The following is an 18,584-nucleotide window of genomic DNA, read 5'->3' as shown; positions in this document are numbered from 1 at the left end:
GTGACGCGTTAGGTGAAAAACTTCTTCAGCTTTTCGCCAAAGGTCAGCGGCTTGGCCAACGGCTCCTCGTAGTAGCCCTGCCCGTAAGCCCCGTAGCCGTAGCCGTACCCGTGGCCGTACCCGTAGCCGTACCCGCCGCTGGCGTGGGCATCGTTGAGGATGGTGCACATCCGGGTGAAGTTGTTGGTGCGCATCAGCCGGTTGATGTTTTTCACGAAAGATTTGCGCGAGTAATCGGCCCGCACAATGTAGAGCGGAATGTCGGCTTTGCGCATGATGAGAATGCCATCGGTGACGAGCCCCACCGGCGGCGTGTCAATCAAAATGACGTCGTAAATCAGAAACAGCTCCTGAATCATGGAGTCGAACCGGTCGCTCAGTATCAGCTCCGACGGGTTGGGCGGCGCCGGGCCGGCCGAGATAAACTGCAGCGAGTCGATGGTGGTCGGCTGAATGCATTCCGGCACGCTGTGGCGCTCAATGAGGATGGTGCTCACGCCCCGCGTGTTTTCGGCGCCAAAGGCCAGGTTCACTTTGGGCTTGCGCATGTCGAGGTCGAGGATGACGACGCGTTGCCCCGAGAGGGCAATGATGCCGCCGAGGTTCACCGTCACAAACGTCTTCCCTTCCCCCGAAATGGTGGAAGTAACCGAAATCAGGCGCTTCTTTTTGGCCGAGCTGATGAAGTCCAGGTTGGTTCGGATGGAGCGGATGGATTCGGAAATGGCCGATTTGGGGTTCTTGTCCACCACCAGCCGCGATATTTCCATTTTCTCCTTGTCGTAGGTAGGGATAATGCCCAGCACCGCCGCTTTGGTGTTGCGCTCCAACTCACGCACGTTCGTTACCGTGTTGTGCATGAAATAGCGCACCGCAATCAGCCCCAGGCCCAGCACCAAGCCACCGGCCAAGCCCGCCGCGTACACGATGAGCCGCACGGGGAAAATGGGCGCGGCCGGCGGCGACGCCGGCGACAAAATCTGAAAGTCGGCGGTATTGCCGGCTTTTTGGATGTTAAAATCGATTTTTTTCCCGAACAGAAACAGGTAGTTTTCGGTGTATAGGTTCAGCGGGCGTAGCAAGCGGGCCTGCCGGGTGGCCTGCGCGGGCAGGCTCAGCAGCGACTCGTTGAATTTGCCGCGCTGCTGGTCGAGCAGGACCAGCTTGCGGCGCATTAGCTTCTGGTCTTGCAGCAGCAGGCGCTTGATGTTGTCGCGGGTAAACGCCAGATTGGCCCTTTTCTGCTGAACCGACTCCGTCCTGTCAGTGTAGGAACGCAAGGTGCGGCGCAAGTCCCACTGCTGGCTGTTCAGTTCGTTCAGGGCCGAGGCCAGTTGCGGGTCCTCGATGGCGGCCAGGCCCGGAATGCTCTGCTCCACGGTTTCTTCCTCGGAGCTGGTGAGGCGTTCCTGGTCGGCCAGCCGGCTTATTTCCGCCAGCAGGGTTATTTTCTCCTCCATCTCGGTCCGGTCGGCCTCCAGCTTGTCCAGCTTGCCGGCAATAAGGGCCACGTCGGACTTCACGTCGTAGGTCTTGGTTTCTTCCGTAAAGCCCTGCAGCTTGTCCTCGGCTTGTTCCAGGCTGCGCTGCGTTTCGTTGAGGGCCTTGTCCAGGAAGCGTAGCTTGGCGGCCGTCGATTCCAGGGTGCGGGCCAGTTTCTCCTGCAAATACACAGTGTCAATCTTGTTGACGATGCCCTGCGCCTTGGTCGGGTTAAAGTCCGTGAAAGAAATCTGAATCGTGTTGGCTTCCGGGTTGACGATTTCGACGGCGAGATTCTTATCAAGGTAGGCGTTCACGGTGCCCTCGCTCAGGATGGTGAAGTGGTAGTCTTGGTCGCTCGCTTCGGCAGTGAGTTGTGGCGTGCCGGTGATTTTTAGCTTAATTCCGGGCAACTTAACGCTGTCGCCCAAGTTGTACTCGCCCCCGAGGGGCCGGCCCTGGCCCGCATAGTCCAGCTTGAAGCGTTGCGGGCCAAGGAAGCGCAGGTTGAATTTCTTGTTATAGAAGGCCGGGTCGGTGATGGCGTACCGGACCTGGAAGGGCGAGGAGCCATACAGCTCCGTCTCGAGCACCGTGCCCTGCACGTAATAATTCACGTCCAGGGCCAGTGAATCCTTCAAGCGGCGGTAGATGATGCCCGACTTAATCAACTCCACCTCGCCGGCCAGCTTGCCGCCGCGAGTTTTATCGGCTGCCGGGGGCAACTGGCCGGCCAGCCCGAGGGCGTTGGCTTCGGCACGCTCATCAATCTTCAGCAGCGAGGCCGACTTATACACCGGCTTGGTGTAGCGCAGGTAGAGCCAGGAAGCCGTCAGGCCCAATGCCACGAGCAACACCATCCACAGCAGGCTGCGGCGGGCCACCAGCACGAGGGTGGCAACGTCCAGCCCCGTCGCTTCGTCGTCCTCGCCGCCGTCTTGGGTGCCGGCCGCGGGGAGGGCCGGCGGCGCCGCAACCCCGCCGGTAGCGTTGCGGATGAGCTCTTCCAGTTCGGTGTTTTCGTTTATTGCCATTGCGATGATGGTGCCAACTCAAGGTCCAAGTAGTACATACGCGCCGATGCGGAAATCAGTGCCCTACCGCGCAACTTGGCTGATAATGAAGAACGTTGTGGTCAGCAACAGCGAAGCTAGGCTTAGGACGGGGCCAACGTCGGCCAAGGCGTCGAGCAGCGGGCGGCGGATGGGCTCCACGTAAATCACGTCGTTGGGCTCTATCTGGAGGTTGGCCCGGCGCATGCCGTCCAAGGTAGACAAATCAATCTGCTGCACGCGCGGATTTTTTAGGTCGCCCCGGATGATGCGGATGTTGTTGGCCCGGCCGCCGTTGCGGTAAAGCCCGTTGCCGCCGCCCTGGCCGTCGATGCCGCCGGCCAACGCCAGCACTTCCAGCAGGTTCATGTTGTCGTTGGTGAGCGAAATCACCTGCCCGCCCACCGCGCCCAGCACGAAAACGCGGTTGTTGGTCACCCGGGTCGTCACGAACGGCTCTTTGTAGTACTCGTTGAACAGGATGGCGAGGGTGCTGTCGGCTTGCAGCAGCGACAGGCCGCTAAGCCGCACCCGGCCCACAAGCGGCAGCACGGTAGTGCCGTCGGCCTGCACCGTGAAGGCCGAGCCCACGGTGGCGGCCCCGGCCCCCTGGCCGGTGTTGCGCGGCGGGGTCCGGCCGCCGCCCGTGGGGCCGTTGCGGCCGGGAAGGGTGCCGCTGGGCTGGCCAAACTGCAATTCCCCGTTGGGGTCCAGGATGCGCTCGCCCCGGTTGGTGTTCACCCGCACGTCGAGCTGGTCGTTGGGCTGGATGAGGTAGTTGCGCTCCGTCCGGTTCACGGCAATGCGGAGCTTGGTGCTGTCGAGCTGGCGGCCCTGCCCATCGGTAAGCCGAAACAACGTGCGCTGGTCGTAGTAGCGGGTGGTGGCGCACGATGAGAAAAGCAGCACCGCGGGCAGCGCGAGCAGCCACAGCCGCCCGGGGCGACAAAGAAGAAAATTCGGCATGAAGGCCAACGGGTGCTAATTCAAACGAAAAAGTAGAAAAAATTGGCGGTCAAAACCAAGTTCTCCTTAAAAAGTCTCAAAAGTAACGCTTTTGCGGGGCTCCTTCGAGAACAGACCTTTATGTTTTTGCCGTGCATTCGTGTTTTCAACTCCCCAAATCGTACTTTTACGAACCCTAAACCGGCTCTTCCCGGTTAAGCAGGTAGTCGACCTTGTTTCCACCAAATCCCACCCTCAGTTCCCTTTTCCATGGAAGCCGTAGCCACCGAAAACCAAACCATGATTGCCCAGATGGTGCGCGACTTTGGCGCCCAGCACATCAAGCCCAACATGATGAAGTGGGATGAGAGCCAGGAATTTCCCATCGACGTGTTTCATCAGTTGGGCGAGCTGGGCCTCATGGGTGTATTAGTGCCCCAGGAGTACGGCGGGTCCGGTTTTGGCTACATGGAATACGTCACCGCCATTGCCGAGCTGGCCAAGATTGACGGCAGCATCGGTCTGAGCATGGCCGCGCACAACTCGCTCTGCACCGGCCACATCCTGCAGCACGCCTCCGAGGAGCAGAAGCACAAATACCTCCCCAAGCTGGCCAGCGGCGAGTGGATTGGGGCCTGGGGCCTCACCGAGCCCAACACTGGCTCCGACGCGGGCAACATGCGCACCACCGCCGTGCTCGATGAGAGCGGCGAGAACTACGTCATCAACGGCGCCAAGAACTTCATCACCCACGGCAAGTCCGGCCACGTGGCCGTGGTGATTGTGCGCACCGGCGAGGTGGGCGACTCCCACGGCATGACGGCCTTCATCATCGAGCGCGGCACGCCCGGCTTCGCGGCCGGCCGCAAGGAAGACAAGCTCGGCATGCGCGCTTCGGAGACGACGGAGCTGATTTTTACCGACTGCGTGGTGCCCAAGGAAAACGTCATCGGCAAGGTGGGCGACGGCTTTGTGCAGAGCCTGAAAGTGCTTGATGGTGGCCGCATCAGCATCGCGGCCCTGAGCCTGGGCATTGCCCAGGGCGCCATGGAGGCCGCCACGCAGTACAGCAAGGAGCGCCAGCAGTTCAATCAGCCCATCAGCAACTTCCAGGGCATTGCCTTCAAGCTGGCCGACATGGCCACCGAAATCGAAGCCGCCAGCCTGCTCACCTACCGCGCCGCCGATATGAAGGACCGCGGCCTCAACGTGAACCTGGAATCGGCCATGGCCAAGCTCTACGCCTCGGAGGTGAGCGTGCGCGTGGCCACCGAGGGCGTGCAGATATTCGGCGGCTACGGCTACACCAAAGACTACCCGGCCGAGAAATACTACCGCGACGCCAAGCTCTGCACCATCGGCGAGGGCACCAGCGAGATTCAGAAGCTGGTCATTGCCCGGGCGCTGCTGAAATAAATCACGGATTTGTCGGATTAAAGACGGATTCGTCGGATTTCGTGGACGGCTCTGGTCGGGCTCGACCGAACCCTGGTCGCGAATCGACTACGAAATCCGACGAATCCGTTTTTAATCCGACAAATCCGTGATTATCTTTGCGGCCCGATTTACTCGGCGCCTCCCCTGAAAAATCTCCTCATTCCCTGATATGATTATCATTCAAATCAAAGACAACGAATCGGTTGACCGCGCCCTGAAGCGCTTCAAAAAGAAGTTTGAGCGCACCGGCGTCCTGAAAGAGTTGCGCCGCCGCACCTTTTTCCAGAAGCCCAGCATCACGGAGCGGAAGATGAAGCAGAAGGCCGTTTACAAGCTTGCCACCTACGGCCAGCCGAACGAATAGCCGAAGTTTCGCGCCGCGTTTGTCTTGCGAAAACCGGCCGGTTTGCCAATCAGGGCAAGCCGGCCGGTTTTTTCGCGTCCGTGTTGCAACGAAATATTTGGCGGAACGCAAAAAACCAGTACATTCAATGCCCGGCCCAAACGCCGGGCATTTCTGCTGTTGGTATGGATGCTTTTCTTGATTTTTTGCGCTTTGAGCGGCGCTACAGCCCCCACACGGTCACCTCGTACCAAACGGACCTGGGCCAGTTCGCAGCCTACCTGAAATCGGCGTACGAGCTGGCCGACCCGGCCCAGGCCACGCACCCGCTCATCCGGGGCTGGGTGGTGGCGCTGATGCAGCAGAACCTGGACCCGCGCACCGTGAACCGCAAAGTGGCCTGCCTGCGCTCGTACTTTAAGTTTCTGCTCCGGGCCGGCGCCATCGCAGCCAACCCCATGCTGCGCATCAAGGCGCCGAAGATGGCCAAGAAGCTGCCCGAGTTCGTGCCCGAAGAGGCATTAAACGGTCTGTTGAACTCGTTCGAGTTCGGCGAAGACTTCGCCGGCCAGCGCGACCAGCTGGTGCTGGAAATGCTTTACGGCACCGGCATCCGCCTCTCGGAGCTCATCGGCATCCACGCCGACGACGTGAGCCTGGGCGCCAGTACCGTGCGCGTGACCGGCAAGGGCAACAAGCAGCGCCTCGTGCCGCTGAACCCCACGCTCAAGCTGGTGATTGAGCGCTACCAGGCCCGCCGGGCGCACGAGTTTGGCCCGGTGGCCGGCCCGCTGCTGCTCACCGACAAGGGCGAGGCGATGTACGACAAGTTCGTGTACCGCACGGTGAAGCACTACCTGAGCCAGATTACCACTTCGGGCGCCCAGCAGCACCCGCACGCGCTGCGGCACGCGTTTGCCACCCATTTACTGGGGAAAGGGGCCGACCTCAATTCCATCAAAGAACTGCTGGGCCATGCCAGCTTGGCCGCCACCCAGGTGTACACGCACCTGTCCGTTGACCGGTTGAAATCCGTATTTGAACAGGCCCATCCGCGGGCCTAAGTTTTGTTTACCCTTTACCCTCTTAATCAACTGCTTTATGAAAGTTCAGATGCATTCGGTGCACTTCGACGCCGACCAGAAATTGCTTGATTTTGTTCAGCAACGTCTCAACAAACTGGAAACTTTTTATGACAAGGTCACCGAAGGCGAAGTGATTATGCGCCTCAACAACAAGGACGGCGTCGACAACAAAACCGTGGAAATAAAGCTGCTCGTTCCCGGCAACATTCTCTTCAGCCAGGAAGACGCCGCCTCGTTTGAGGCCGCTGCCGATGCCGCCTCGGAAAGCCTGCGTCGCCAAATCACCAAGCACAAGGAGAAGGCACTGGCCCATTAGCTTATGTTGTTAGCTGATGGCTGTTAGCCCATGAATCCTTTATTAAAAAAGCCTCGCTCGGTATTTCCGAGCGGGGCTTTTGCTTTCAAAAAAACTAACAGCTGATGGCTATCAGCCAACACCTAGTTGATTCCGAACTCGGCTTTGATTTGGGGCACGTAATCAAGCTTCTCCCAAGTGAAGGTTTCGAAGGTTTTCACGGTGCCGTCCTTCATGGTGCTTTGCACGGTGCCAGGCTGGCGGCCCATGTGGCCGTACGCCGCCGTCTGGGCGAAAATGGGATTCTGCAGACCGAAGCGCTGCACAATGGCGTAGGGGCGCAGGTCGAAGAGCTTGTTCACTTTCTCGGCAATTTCGCCGTCGGTCAAGACGCTGCCATTGGCGCCCTCGGCCTTGGTAGTGCCGTAGGTGGTCACGAACACGCCCACGGGCTGGGCCACGCCGATGGCGTAGGCCACCTGCACCAGCACTTGGTCGGCCACGCCGGCAGCCACCAGGTTCTTGGCGATGTGGCGGGCGGCGTAGGCCGCCGAGCGGTCCACTTTCGAAGAGTCCTTGCCGGAGAAGGCGCCGCCGCCGTGGGCGCCTTTGCCACCGTAGGTGTCCACGATGATTTTGCGGCCGGTGAGGCCGGAGTCGCCGTGCGGGCCGCCGATGACGAACTTGCCCGTGGGGTTGATGTGATAAGTAATCTGGTCGGTGAACAGCGCCTGCGCGTCGGCGCTGAGCCCGGCTTTCACCCGGGGGATGAGGGTGGCCAGCACGTCGGCCTTAATCTGGTCCAGCATGGCGCTTTCTGAGGCATCGAACTCGTCGTGCTGGGTGCTGATGACGATGGTGTCGATGGCCTCGGGGCGGTGGTCGTCGGAGTAGCGGATGGTGACCTGGCTCTTGGCGTCGGGGCGCAGGTAGGTCATGGCGTGGCCCTCGCGGCGGATGGCGGCCAGCTCCTGGAGCAAGCGGTGCGAGAGGTCCAGGGCCAGGGGCATGTAGTTGGCCGTCTCGTGGCTGGCGTAGCCGAACATCATGCCCTGGTCGCCGGCGCCCTGGTCTTCGTCCTTGGCGCGCTCCACGCCCTGGTTGATGTCGGGCGACTGCTCGTGCAGGCGGTTCATCACCTCGCAGGTGTCGGCGTTGAACAGGTATTCGGGCTTGTTGTAGCCAATGCGGCGGATGGTCTCGCGGATGATGGGCTCGGCGTCGACGTGGGCCGTGGACTTGATTTCGCCGGCCACGAGGGCGAAATCGGTGGTCACGAGCGTTTCGCAGGCCACTTTGGCGGTAGGGTCCTGGCGCAAGTACTCGTCGAGAATGGCGTCAGAAATCTGGTCGGCAACTTTATCGGGATGGCCTTCCGAAACCGATTCGGAAGTGAACAGATAGGGCATTGAAGGCGCAAAAAGGGCAAATAGATAAAAACAGATTCGTCGGGCAAGCCGCAACGAGCAGGCGGACGCGAGGCAAAACTACGGAAATTCGAACGAGTAGCCGCCACGAAAAACGAACGAAGGCGGCGCGCTTCTTCCGAGCCGAAACGGCTTGCCATTCAAAAACCAGCGGCCCGGCTTGCTCTTGCGGCGTCGGATAATGGGCTGATTGCGCCAGGAGGAGCTTCGCTCAGCGCCGCGCGGCTACAGCTGGGCCAGCCGGCCACCGTCCACGGCCAGCGTGGTGCCGTGGATGAAACTAGCTTCGCTGGAAGCTAGGAAGGCAATGGCCGCAGCCACCTCCTCGGGCTGGCCGACCGTGGCTTTGTCAATGACTTCGACCCCGTTTTTTACGTTAGGATTGCTCCAGAGCATGGGCGTGTCCACGGCGCCGGGCGCGATGGCGTTGATGCGGGTTTGGCGGATGTCGAGCTCACGGCTCATGCCCCGCACGAAGGCCTCCATGCCGCCCTTGCTGGTGGCGTAGGGCACTACGCCGGCCGTGGTTTGGTGGGCGTGCACCGAGCTGATGGCCACAATGGCGCTGCCCGGCGGCATGTGCGGCAGGCACAGCTGCGTGAGCTGGGCCAGCGAGCGCAGGTTCACCAGCATCAACAAGTCCCACTGCGTGAGGGGCAGCTCGGCCAAGGGCTCGAAGGTCATCATGGCCGCGTCGCACACCAGCACGTCCACGCGCTGAAACTTGGCCAGCACCTTTTTCACCATGGCCGCCACCGCCCGGGGCTTGGCCAGGTCGCAGGCTATGAAAATGGCTTTGCCGCCGGCTTGGGTGATGAGCCTGACGGTTTCGGCGCCATCAGCCGCGTCGCGGCCCAGCGCCACCACCAGGCCGCCCTCGGCCCCCAGCCGCTGGCAGGTGGCCCGGCCAATACCCGACGTTCCGCCCGTCACCAGGCACACCTTGTCTGTAAAGCGCATCGAAAAACAGTTTAATGGGTAGCAGAAGCACCGCGCTTCGCCGCAGACAAGCGCGAGGAACGGCGTTTGGTTATGCCGGAGCCACCCGCCGGCACTTTGCTCCGCGTAGGTTGAAGAGCCGGGCCGTCCAATATCAGGCTGCTGTTTCTACGTGACTACCGGGGCTGTTGCCTTCTCGCATACCAGCACCACGGGGCGGCCGCGCAGGTCGGTGGTGGCAAACAGGTACACCTCGCCGCCCTCGCGGATGCCCGTGCGGCGCCGGAAATCCGCCACTGATTCGGGGAAATTGCGGGTCGTGACGTGGGCGCGGGCCTCGGGGCCCAGGTAGGCTTTCAAGGCCGTGCCGTCGGCTCTTTCCACGGCCAGCACCCGAAAAATCCGGCCCGGGAAGTCCGGGCGCAGCACGTCGGACGTGTACAGGTGGCTGTGCTGGTGCAGCTTGAGCAGCCCGAAGGCCGTGCCGATGCTGCGGAACGCGCCGGCCTTGAGCACGGCCGCGTTGGGCTCGTACAGGAACTGCTGGGCCTCGGCGTAGCGGGGCGTGGCGCGGGCCTCGCGGGCCCGGTTGAGGCGGAATTCCTGCTGGCTGCCGTCGCGGCGCAGGTTCAGGGCGTAGCGCTCGGGGTCCACGGCCGGCTCCGGGCCCAATTCGTAAAGCACCTCCTTGCACTCGTTGTCGACGGCCAGCACCCAGAGGCGGCGCACGTGGCCCAGGCCCAGCACGGCGTGCTCAATGTCGAGCATGGGCGACGTTTTGAGCAGCACCTTGTCGGCCTTGTGCAGCAGCAGGGGCAGCAGCTTCACCACGTCGGGCTCGCAGTCGCGGAGCAGAAATATCTTGCGGGCGGCCGCGTCGCGCCGGGCCGGGTCGAGGTACAGCCAATCGAAGTGGTGGGGCGTGCTTTTGAGAAACGCCAGCGCGTCGGTCGCGTGCACGGCCACGTTGCCGATGCCCAGTTGATTGAAGTTATAGCGCACCACGGCCGCCAGCGCGGGGTCGCGCTCCACGTATTCCACCTGCCCCACGCGGGCGGCGAAGGCGGCCGTGTCGGCCCCGAATCCGCCGGTGAGGTCGGCCAGGCGCGCGCCGCCCACCAGGCCGGCTTTGAAGGCTGCGGTGCGGGCCGATGAGGCTTGCTCGACGGAGAGGGCCGGGGGAAAGATGAGGTCGGGGTTGTCGGCCCAATCGGGCAGCTTGGCGCGGGCTTTCTGGCGGGCCTGAATCTGGCGCACCAGCGCGGGCACGGGCAGGCTGGGGTGGCGGCGGGCTTGGAGGGCCAGGTGAGCGGGGTCATCGTGCAGATGCGCGGCCACGTAGCGCCTGGCCGCCTCGGGCAAGGGGTAATCCATGGTTGAGCCTATACGGAAAAACAGAAACTTTAGCGCACCGCCCAGCGCAAAGTCAACAGCGGCTGCCCCGTGGCGGAGGCGCCCACGCCAATGGCCGCAGGCCGCAGGCGTAGCCGGGGGCCGCCGTGGGCCAGGCCCTCGTTGTACGACTTGACCGCGCGCAGCAAGTGGGCGTTCGTACGGCGGTTGATGAAGACCGTGGCCAGTACGCTGCTGGCAAAGATTCCCAGGGCCACCTTTTGATTGTTATTAAAATATTGCCTTTTGTCGCCGGCCAATATTTGCTGCCCGTAAAACCCAAAAGAACCCAAGGCCACCAGTCGGTCAATCAAGAACAGTATTTTCTGGCGGCGGTAGTCATCGAGGTGCGCCACGGCCTCGGCGTTGCGGGCCAGGTAGGGGCGCAGGCGCTGGCCGAAAAAGCCCGCCGTCTGATACTCGTTGCCGCTCGCGCCGGGCGCCAGGAAATCAAAGTTGTGCTGCGGACCGCTCAGGCCCCGGTCCGCGTCGTCGGGCGCCAGCCGGATGGTGCCGGGTGCCTGCTGGGCCACGGCCGGGACCAAAAGGCCAAGGAACAAGGCCACGGCCGCCGCCACCCGGAACCGCCGCTGCCGTGACACCAGCCGATTAAGTTCGTGCATGCGACAAAGATAAAGGAGACGAGGAGGCGAAAATGCTTGGCCCAGCGCAAGTTTTTTTGGCTCCTGGCCCAACAAAGCGCCTCCCTCATACGTTCAGGCCGAGCCGACCGGATTTTACCGGACGGCGCGCCTCATTCTTAAAAAGCTGCCATTTATCATGAAAACTCCCCTGGTTTTGCGTCGTTCCCTCTTTGCCCTTCTGCCGGCCACGCTGCTTTTCGCCTCTTGCGGCAAAGACGATAAGCCGGCCCCCGCCGCCACGGCGCGCGTCAACGCCTACCACATGGCCGCCAGTGCCAACGTGGGCGTGAAGGTTCTGTTTGATGATGCCGAAAAAGCTACTTTAACGTACGGTCAGAACTCGGGCTACCAAACCATCAACGCCGGCAGCCCGACCATTAAGGTCAATGTTGCGTCCTCAAACGCCAGCGCTTTCCCTCCTCAAACGGTGGCCACGGAAAAAGATTTGAGCTATTCGTACTTCGCTTACGCCCCAACCAATAGCACGGTAGCGGGCTTGTTGGTCACGGACCAACTATCGGCGCCCGCCACGGGCCAGGCCAAAGTACGGCTCGTTCATTTGGGGCAAGGCTCGGCGTCGCCGCTCAAGCTCTCGGCGCCGTCGATAGCTGGCCCCGTGGACGTGCCCAACGTTAGCGTTGAGTTTGCTAATGCGTCCTCCTTCGTGGAAATTCCTGCCGGCAGCTACAACCTGACCGTGACCACCGGGCCACAGTCGACCGTGGTGGCTAACGTTGGCGACGGCAGCGGCATGGGCACGGGCATGAAAACATATGAAGCCGGCAAAATATACACGGTGATACTGCGGGGCGTCAGCAACGCGTTGCTCTCCGCTGACTTGCAGCCCAAAGCTGCACTGGTCCAGAATAACTAGTTTTTACGTTTTGCCAGACAAGCCGCAAAAGAGCCCGGGCCGTCATGGTCCGGGCTTTTTTGTGTTCCGCCTCAAACAAACCAATTACCTTTGCAGTTGAACCCCGACATTATTTAACTAACCTGCATCATGGTGGAGACCACGACCAAAACGTACGTACCGTACAAAGTAAAGGACATGAGCCTGGCAGCCTGGGGCCGCAAGGAAATCCGCCTCGCCGAAGCTGAAATGCCCGGCCTCATGAGCTTGCGCGAGGAGTTCGGCGCCGCCCAGCCCTTCAAAGGGGCCCGCATTGCCGGCTGCCTGCACATGACCATCCAAACGGCGGTGCTCATCGAGACCCTCACCGCGCTGGGCGCCGAGGTGACGTGGTCGTCGTGCAACATCTTCTCGACCCAGGACCACGCCGCCGCCGCCATTGCCGCCGCCGGCGGAGCAGTGTACGCCTGGAAGGACATGACCGAAGAGCAGTTCAACTGGTGCATTGAGCAGACCCTCTTCTTCGGCGAGGACCGCAAGCCCCTGAACATGATTCTGGACGACGGCGGCGACCTCACCAACATGGTGCTGAACAACTACCCCGAGCTGGCCGCCGGCATCAAGGGTGTTTCGGAGGAAACCACCACCGGTGTGCTGCGCCTGTACGAGCGGGTGAAGAACGGCACGCTGTCCTTCCCGGCCATCAACGTGAACGACTCGGTGACGAAGTCGAAGTTCGACAACAAGTACGGCTGCAAAGAGTCGGCCGTGGACGCCATCCGCCGGGCTACCGACGTGATGATGGCCGGCAAAGTGGCCGTGGTGGCCGGCTACGGCGACGTAGGAAAAGGCACCGCCGCCTCGCTGGCCGGTGCTGGTGCCCGCGTAATTGTGACCGAAATTGACCCCATCTGCGCCCTGCAGGCCGCCATGGATGGCTTCGCGGTGAAGAAGCTGGCCAACGCCGTGAAGGAAGCCGACATCGTGGTGACGGCCACCGGCAACTGCGACATCCTCACCGAAGAGCACTTCCGCAGCCTCAAGGACAAAGCCATTGTCTGCAACATCGGCCACTTCGACGACGAGATTGACATGGCGTGGCTCAACGGCAACTACGGCCACACCAAGGACACGGTGAAGCCGCAGGTCGACATCTACAACATTGACGGCAAGGAGGTCATCATCCTCGCCGAAGGTCGCCTTGTAAACCTGGGCTGCGCCACCGGCCACCCCTCGTTCGTGATGTCGGCCTCGTTCACCAACCAGGTGCTGGCCCAGCTGGAGCTGTGGGAGCGCAACGACCAGTACACCAACCAGGTCTACACCCTGCCCAAGCACCTGGACGAGAAAGTCGCCCGCCTGCACCTCGCCAAAATCGGCGTGGAGCTGGACGAGCTGACCACTCACCAGGCTGACTACATCAAAGTGACGGTGGAAGGCCCGTTCAAGTCGGACCTGTACCGCTACTAGGCGCCACTCGCGCTTAAAGCACAAAAAACCGCCTGGCATTGCGCCAGGCGGTTTTTGTGCTTTTGCGAAGTAAGCATTGCCCAGCCGCAAAGCGGCGTCACGTTGATAGCAGTTACGCATTGGAATAATTGAGCCGCAAAGCGGCGGCACTCAGCCCAGGTCATTCTGCGGCACTATCGAATAAATACCGAGGGTCGTATCCAATACCAAACCGGTTGAGTAATTCCTGATATTCCGCTTGAAAAGAGCGGTTGGCGTGGTGCGCTTGTTGGTTGTGAATGTACCGAATTACTTGGTCGAGGTGGGAAGCCGAGTACGAAAAAGCGCCATAGCCACGCTGCCAAGCAAATTTCCCTGCCACCCAACGCTGCTCGTTGATGAAGCGCGACGCATTGGCTTTGATGTCGCGCACCACATCGGCCAGCGCTGTTTCGGGGCGAAGACCTAAGAGGACGTGCATGTGGTCGGGCATGCCGTTGACGGCAAGAGCTTTCTGGCCCTTGTTGGCGATGATGCCACTGATATATTGATTGAGCTGCTCTTGGTGCTTTGTGGGAATGAGGCAAGCCCGACCAGCTACGGCAAATACCACTTGAATATGTAATTGCGTGTAGGTGCCGGCCATGCGGAGAGAGTTCTAAAGGTTGAGGAACCGCGTGCCGCCGCTTTGCGGCTCGTCTCGTGCGGGTCGTTTCGTGCTACCAACATGGCGCCGCTTCGCGGCTTTTAGTGTAGTCTGACTTACCGCTGCTCCCCGTGCGGCGTCACGCCCATATTCGCGTAGCAGAAGCTCCACACGTCGGCCCACTCGTCGATTTGCAGTTGGGTGCTTTTGCCGGCGCCGTGGCCCGCGTTCACGTCAATTCTTATTAGCGTAGGGTGGGGGCCAGCATTGGCGGCTTGCAGGGTGGCGGCGTACTTGAAAGAGTGGGCGGGCACTACCCGGTCGTCGTGGTCGGCGGTGGTGATGAGCGTGGCGGGGTAGGCGGTGCCGGGCCGCAGGTTGTGCAGGGGCGAGAAGCGGCGCAGGTTTTCGAACTGGGCCGGGTCGTCGGAGGTGCCGTACTCGGGGGCCCAGTTCCAGCCGATGGTGAACTTTTGGTAGCGCAGCATGTCCATGACGCCCACGGCGGGCAGGGCCACGCGGGCCAGGTCGGGGCGCTGGTTGACGACGGCGCCCACCAGCAGGCCGCCGTTGGAGCCGCCGGCCAGGGCCAGGTGGGCGGCGTCGGTGTAGCGGTGGGCCTGGAGGTATTCGGCGGCAGCAATGAAGTCGTCGAACACGTTTTGCTTGTGCGGGGTCATGCCGGCCTGGTGCCAGGCCTCGCCGTACTCGCCGCCGCCGCGCAGGTTGGGCACCGCCAGGATGCCGCCATTCTCCAGCCACAGCAGGCGCGCCACCGAAAAGCCCGGCGTGAGCGAGACATTAAAGCCGCCGTAGGCATACAGGTAAGTAGGATTCCGGCCGTTCCGCACCACGCCCTTCCGGTGGACGAGGAACATGGGAATCTGGGTGCCGTCCTTGCTCGGGTAGAACACCTGCGTGGTCTCGTAGTCCGCCGGGTTCACGTCGACGGCGGGAGCCCGAAACACCGTGCTGACGTTGGCCGCCAAGTCGTACCGGTAAATCGTGGTCGGGTACGTGAACGACGTGAAGGCGTAGTACACCACCTGGGCATCGCGCCGACCGCCAAAGCCGCTGGCCGTGCCGATGGCCGGCAGAAGCACGTCGTACTGGAACTCACCCCGCTCGGAGTACACTTTTACCTGCGAGCTGGCGTCGTGCAGGTAATTGGCCACGAGGCGGCCGCCGACCTGACTCACGCCCTCCAGCTTGTTTTCGGTTTCGGGCAGCACCTCGTGCCAGTGCGCTTCTTGCGGCTGCCGCGGGTCGATGCGGACCACGCGGTAGCGCGGGGCCCGGTAGTTGGTGTATACCGGCACCTCGCCGCCCACATTGCCGATGACCGTATTGTTGAATTCGTAGGATTCCACGAGCGTAATCCAGCTATTGGCCTGGGCCGGGTCGGTGAGGTCGCGCACCAGCAGGCGGTTGCCGTCGGCCCGCCCATCGGTAAGGTACAGGCACAGGAACCGCTCATCCTCGGTGGCGCTGGCAATGCGGAAGCCCAGGGCCCGGGCGGGGTCCTCGTACACCAGTTGGTCGGCCGCCTGCGGCGTGTTTAGCTCGTGGAAATAGACCTTGTGGTACTCGTTCTTGCCCGACAGGTCGTTCTCGCCGGCCCCGGGCGCGTCGTAGCGGCTGTAGTAGAAGCCGGTTGCGGTCCACGACGTGCCGGAGACTTTCACCCATTCCAACTCTTCGGGCAAGAGCTGATTGGTGGTCAGGTCCAGGACGCGCACCCGGTGCCAATCGGAGCCACCGCCGCTGGTAGCGTAGGCCAGGTGGCGATGGTCGTTGCTGAAAGCCATGTCGGCCAGGGCCGTGGTGCCATCGGCCGAGAACTGGTTGGGGTCGAGCAGCACCCGGGGCGCGTCGGCGCCGCGCTGGCGGTAGACCACCGCCTGGTTTTGCAGGCCGTCGTTTTTGCTGAACACCAGCTCCGGCCCCACCTGCTCGGGCACGCCGTAGCGCTCGTAGTTCCAAAGGGCCGCCAGCCGCTGCCTGATGGCATCCCGAAACGGAATCCGGCCCAGGTAGGCGAAGGTGACTTCGTTCTGGGCCGCCACCCAGGCCGCGGTTTCGGGCGAGTCGAGGGCTTCGAGCCAGCGGTAGGGGTCGGGAACAGTGACGCCAAAATAGGTGTCGGTGACGTCGGCTTTAGGGCTGTTGGGGTACTGCACGGCGGGAAGAATCGGGGAGGGCCAAACCGGCCCGGCGGCTGGGCTCGGCGGTTTCGGGAGTGGTGGCTTCGGTGAGGGGCTGGCGGCGGGGCAGCGTGTTGCGCTCCGGCGCCGAGGTGGCGCGGCAGGCCGTCGCGGCAGCCCAAAGGCCCAATAAACGAACGGCGGCTTTCATAACAAGCGGGAAAGGAAATGGGCCCCGGCCGGCCGGCCGCAGCGCCGCAAAAACGGGCGACTCCCGGAAGTTAACTCAATTGCGCATCATTCGCGACGCCCCCCGCGCGGCCCTCGGCTGCCGGCGGGTCCGTTACCGGGGTGGTTGCCGGCCCCGTGGCTTCAGCGGCCCCGGCGGGCGGGCTTACCGCTTCGGCCACCAGTTCGGGCAGGTTGGCCCGCAGCCAGCGCAGCTCCTCGTCTACCCGCTGGCTCACCAGGCGCTCCACTTCCAGGCGTTGGGCGTGGCTGAGCTGGTCGGGGACGGTGGCAACTGGCGCGGCGACGGGCTCCGGGGCGGCGGCCAGCACCAGGGCTTCGGCCCGTTTCACGCGGGCCACCGAGTCGGCCACGGCGGCGCTGGTTTCGGCGGCGGCGGCCTGGGCCGTGGTGGCAGCCTGCTTGGCGGTGAGGGTTTCGCGGCGCTGCTGGCGGCGCCACTGGCCCAGCGTCACGCGCAGCATAACGTAAAGCACCAGGCTCAGAATGCTCAGGATGAGTGCCAGTGGCGCCGCAAAGCGGTAAAGTAGGTTATTAGAATCAGTAGTGGGCCGTGCCAGTGAAGTGGTGCCGGCCGCGTCGCGCTCGGCGGCGGCCTGGGCTTCGGCGGCTTCCACTACGCCCGCCGCCGCGCCGCCGGTCGTGGCGGTGTCGGCCGTTTCGGGGGCCATGGCGGCGGTCACCTCGCCGAGCGGGGTGCCGCTGGTCACGTAGTTGGTCAGGGCCGTTTCGAGGGCGGCCACGCGGGCCATGCGGGCGGGGTCGCGGCGGCGGGCCGGCGAGCCCTTCAGCTTGCCCACAATGGCCTGGGCCAGGGCCGCGAGCCGGGCGGGGTTGTCCTTCTTCCCCTGGTAGATGCGGCCTGCGCCCTCGATGGGCTGGTAAAGCACGCTGTACACGCGCAGACTGTCGGGCCGGATGCTGGCGGCCAGGGCGTCGAGATTGCCGCCTTCGCAGCGCACGGTGCCCTTGAGGGTGGGCCGGCCGGCGTCGTCGTACACGAAGCGCACGGCGGCGCACCAGATTTGCACCTTGGCCTCGTCGAGCGAGGGCTGGCCGAGCGGCGTTTGGGCGTGCAGCGAGCCAGCGGAACCGAATAGCAGGGCGGCCAGCAGCGAGGCCCAGGCAAAGCGGAAAGTCATAAGCAGTGCGATTAAAGCCGGAAAGTACGGCTTAAGCGCTATTCAGTGTGGGTTTGGGACCAGGGATTAGGCTCGTGTAAAGAAAAGGCCGGTTTGCTTTACACGTAGTCGAACACGTGTAAAGCAAACTGGCCTTTTCTTTACACGTCTTGCCGCTTATTCTTCTTCACCCAACCCATCGTCGCATGTCAACCTTCTGGCAACCCACCCAGCTACCGCCCGTCGAAGAGTTGGAAACGCGGGCCGTGCTCAAAAAACTGCCCGCCGCCCACCGCGCCCTGGCGGAGCTGAAGGGCATTCTGGGGACTATCCCTGACGCTGACATCTTGCTCAACACCCTGCCGTTGCAGGAAGCGAAGGATAGCTCGGCCATCGAAAACATCATCACGACGCACGACGAGCTATTCCAGGCAACCGTCCAGGTCGATGGCCCCACCACCCAGGCTGCTAAGTAGGTCCAGCACTACGCGGCCGCGTTGCAGCTGGGCTTCGGCTTGGTTCGCGAGCACGGCTTTTTAAGCAGCAACCACCTCGTCCAGATTCAGGCCGAGCTGGAGCACAACAACGCCGGCTACCGCCGGCTGCCCGGCACCGCCCTCAAAAATGCCCAAACCGGCGCAGTGGTGTACACGCCCCCGCAGGACCACGCCACCATTCTGGACCTGATGGCCAACCTCGAACAGTACCTCAACGACGACACTCTGAGCGAGGCCGACCCTTTGGTGAAGATGGCCGTACTGCACTTCCAATTTGAAAGCATCCACCCGTTCTATGACGGCAACCGAAGGTCGGCGTCAGCCAACGGCCGCACGGGCCGCATCCTCAACATCCTCTATTTGGTGCTGAAAGACTTGCTCGACCTGCCGGTGCTCTACCTCAGCCGCTTCATTACCCAGCACAAGGCCGACTACTACCGCCACTGGCGGTGGTCTAAGTTAGGATGAAATCCGTATTGCCAGTTATGGTTTACACGCAACACTTCTGCGCCAAATGCGGCAGCGACCAAATTCGGCGCAACGGCCACAGCCAGGGCCACGCGCGGTATCAATGCAAAACCTGC

At 62.4% G+C, this 18,584-nt stretch carries 18 protein-coding genes; 8 read left to right on the top strand and 10 right to left on the bottom strand.

Annotated elements, in window-relative coordinates:
- Window positions 1-8: 8 nt before the first annotated feature.
- Both RMO51_RS10200 and RMO51_RS10195 read right to left on the bottom strand, forming a co-directional pair.
- Window positions 9-2,516, bottom strand: coding sequence for a polysaccharide biosynthesis tyrosine autokinase (locus RMO51_RS10200; RefSeq protein ID WP_310394353.1), 2,508 nt, complete (start codon window positions 2,514-2,516; stop codon window positions 9-11).
- Window positions 2,517-2,579: 63 nt separating this feature from the next.
- Window positions 2,580-3,500: a polysaccharide biosynthesis/export family protein gene (locus RMO51_RS10195; RefSeq protein WP_310394350.1), complete on the bottom strand. Its 921-nt coding sequence runs from the start codon at window positions 3,498-3,500 to the stop codon at window positions 2,580-2,582.
- Between the two features lie 249 nt (window positions 3,501-3,749).
- Between RMO51_RS10195 and RMO51_RS10190 the strand changes: the two genes are divergently transcribed.
- The 4 genes from RMO51_RS10190 to hpf all read left to right on the top strand — a co-directional run bounded on the left by RMO51_RS10190 (window position 3,750) and on the right by hpf (window position 6,660).
- Window positions 3,750-4,895, top strand: coding sequence for an acyl-CoA dehydrogenase family protein (locus RMO51_RS10190; protein WP_310394348.1), 1,146 nt, complete (start codon window positions 3,750-3,752; stop codon window positions 4,893-4,895).
- 190 nt (window positions 4,896-5,085) lie between these two features.
- Complete coding sequence (rpsU, locus tag RMO51_RS10185) at window positions 5,086-5,280, top strand: 30S ribosomal protein S21 (RefSeq protein WP_035564799.1); 195 nt, start codon at window positions 5,086-5,088, stop codon at window positions 5,278-5,280.
- 164 nt (window positions 5,281-5,444) lie between these two features.
- The gene (locus RMO51_RS10180) at window positions 5,445-6,323 is read left to right on the top strand and encodes a tyrosine-type recombinase/integrase (protein WP_310394343.1); all 879 of its coding nucleotides are present in this window, start codon (window positions 5,445-5,447) and stop codon (window positions 6,321-6,323) included.
- A 37-nt stretch (window positions 6,324-6,360) separates the two neighbouring features.
- The gene (hpf, locus tag RMO51_RS10175) at window positions 6,361-6,660 is read left to right on the top strand and encodes a ribosome hibernation-promoting factor, HPF/YfiA family (protein ID WP_310394341.1); all 300 of its coding nucleotides are present in this window, start codon (window positions 6,361-6,363) and stop codon (window positions 6,658-6,660) included.
- Window positions 6,661-6,782: 122 nt separating this feature from the next.
- Here the strand turns inward: hpf and metK are convergent, their stop codons facing one another.
- The 4 genes from metK to RMO51_RS10155 form a co-directional block, all read right to left on the bottom strand.
- On the bottom strand, window positions 6,783-8,048 hold the full coding sequence (gene metK, locus RMO51_RS10170) for a methionine adenosyltransferase (protein ID WP_310394339.1): 1,266 nt from the start codon (window positions 8,046-8,048) through the stop codon (window positions 6,783-6,785).
- 243 nt (window positions 8,049-8,291) lie between these two features.
- Window positions 8,292-9,026, bottom strand: coding sequence for an SDR family oxidoreductase (locus RMO51_RS10165; RefSeq protein ID WP_310394337.1), 735 nt, complete (start codon window positions 9,024-9,026; stop codon window positions 8,292-8,294).
- A 147-nt stretch (window positions 9,027-9,173) separates the two neighbouring features.
- The gene (locus RMO51_RS10160; protein ID WP_310394336.1) at window positions 9,174-10,379 is read right to left on the bottom strand and encodes a class I SAM-dependent methyltransferase; all 1,206 of its coding nucleotides are present in this window, start codon (window positions 10,377-10,379) and stop codon (window positions 9,174-9,176) included.
- Window positions 10,380-10,408: 29 nt separating this feature from the next.
- A complete protein-coding gene (locus tag RMO51_RS10155) occupies window positions 10,409-11,020 on the bottom strand; it encodes a hypothetical protein (protein WP_310394334.1) in 612 nt (203 codons plus the stop codon).
- 157 nt (window positions 11,021-11,177) lie between these two features.
- Between RMO51_RS10155 and RMO51_RS10150 the strand changes: the two genes are divergently transcribed.
- Window positions 11,178-11,915, top strand: coding sequence for a DUF4397 domain-containing protein (locus tag RMO51_RS10150; RefSeq protein ID WP_310394332.1), 738 nt, complete (start codon window positions 11,178-11,180; stop codon window positions 11,913-11,915).
- Window positions 11,916-12,044: 129 nt separating this feature from the next.
- On the top strand, window positions 12,045-13,364 hold the full coding sequence (ahcY, locus tag RMO51_RS10145) for an adenosylhomocysteinase (protein ID WP_310394330.1): 1,320 nt from the start codon (window positions 12,045-12,047) through the stop codon (window positions 13,362-13,364).
- Between the two features lie 160 nt (window positions 13,365-13,524).
- Here the strand turns inward: ahcY and tnpA are convergent, their stop codons facing one another.
- The 4 genes from tnpA to RMO51_RS10125 form a co-directional block, all read right to left on the bottom strand.
- Window positions 13,525-13,989, bottom strand: coding sequence for an IS200/IS605 family transposase (gene tnpA, locus RMO51_RS10140; RefSeq protein WP_310394329.1), 465 nt, complete (start codon window positions 13,987-13,989; stop codon window positions 13,525-13,527).
- 116 nt (window positions 13,990-14,105) lie between these two features.
- Entirely contained in the window at window positions 14,106-16,169 is a 2,064-nt protein-coding gene (locus tag RMO51_RS10135; protein WP_310394328.1) for a prolyl oligopeptidase family serine peptidase, read from the bottom strand.
- Window positions 16,147-16,344 carry a hypothetical protein gene (locus RMO51_RS10130; protein ID WP_310394326.1) on the bottom strand — a complete coding sequence of 66 codons (198 nt, stop codon included), beginning with the start codon at window positions 16,342-16,344 and terminating at the stop codon, window positions 16,147-16,149. The genes RMO51_RS10135 and RMO51_RS10130 overlap by 23 nt, the downstream gene beginning before the upstream one ends.
- 70 nt (window positions 16,345-16,414) lie before the next feature.
- Window positions 16,415-17,524 (bottom strand): hypothetical protein, encoded by a 1,110-nt coding sequence (locus RMO51_RS10125; protein WP_310394324.1) that lies wholly within the window; start codon window positions 17,522-17,524, stop codon window positions 16,415-16,417.
- Window positions 17,525-17,709: 185 nt separating this feature from the next.
- Here RMO51_RS10125 and RMO51_RS10120 point away from each other — a divergent pair, with 185 nt between their 5' ends.
- A complete protein-coding gene (locus RMO51_RS10120) occupies window positions 17,710-17,979 on the top strand; it encodes a Fic/DOC family N-terminal domain-containing protein (RefSeq protein WP_310394323.1) in 270 nt (89 codons plus the stop codon).
- Window positions 17,980-18,000: 21 nt separating this feature from the next.
- Complete coding sequence (locus RMO51_RS10115) at window positions 18,001-18,468, top strand: Fic family protein (RefSeq protein WP_310394322.1); 468 nt, start codon at window positions 18,001-18,003, stop codon at window positions 18,466-18,468.
- The last annotated feature ends 116 nt before the right edge of the window (window positions 18,469-18,584 follow it).

The sequence above is a fragment of the Hymenobacter sp. genome (assembly GCF_031398885.1).
In the GTDB taxonomy this organism is placed as follows: Bacteria; Bacteroidota; Bacteroidia; order Cytophagales; family Hymenobacteraceae; genus Hymenobacter.
Note: the sequence above shows the minus strand (reverse complement) of the source record. Positions and strands in the feature narration are given on the sequence as shown.